The sequence below is a fragment of the Pseudomonas sp. AU12215 genome, from assembly GCF_001675465.2.
GTDB lineage: Bacteria > Pseudomonadota > Gammaproteobacteria > Pseudomonadales > Pseudomonadaceae > Pseudomonas > Pseudomonas nitroreducens.
Genome location: NZ_MACM02000067.1, coordinates 1 through 300, shown reverse-complemented (window position 1 = coordinate 300; position 300 = coordinate 1). Strand labels below are relative to the sequence as shown.

General features: G+C 59.7%; 1 protein-coding gene. It reads right to left on the bottom strand.

Going from position 1 to position 300, the window contains the following annotated elements; translation table 11 throughout:
* Positions 1 to 94: 94 nt before the first annotated feature.
* A partial coding sequence (locus A9513_RS36305) for a hypothetical protein (protein ID WP_218060704.1) occupies positions 95 to 300 on the bottom strand: 206 nt, incomplete at its 5' end.

Below are 300 nucleotides of genomic sequence, written 5' to 3'. Positions count from 1 at the left end.
AAGTTCCTGCACTATCCGTCGTCCTGATATGCTCGACCAGCATGATGGGCGATTCGAGCGGGACCGCTTCCGTCCCAATCGAGGCTCGGTTACCTTAGAGCATCGGCTCGGCGCTACAGGAGGCGCGTGCGGCCTCTGCCTGGCGGTGAAAGCACTTTGGGCCATGTCGCCTGGATAGCGGCCAATCGTCAGCATCTGCTCCGATGTCGGCCAAGGTGCAGTCGCCATCTTTGAACGCCGCGAATTGGAGATCAACGCCATGACAGCGATCCGCGTGCAACTGCCGGAGATGCAATATGA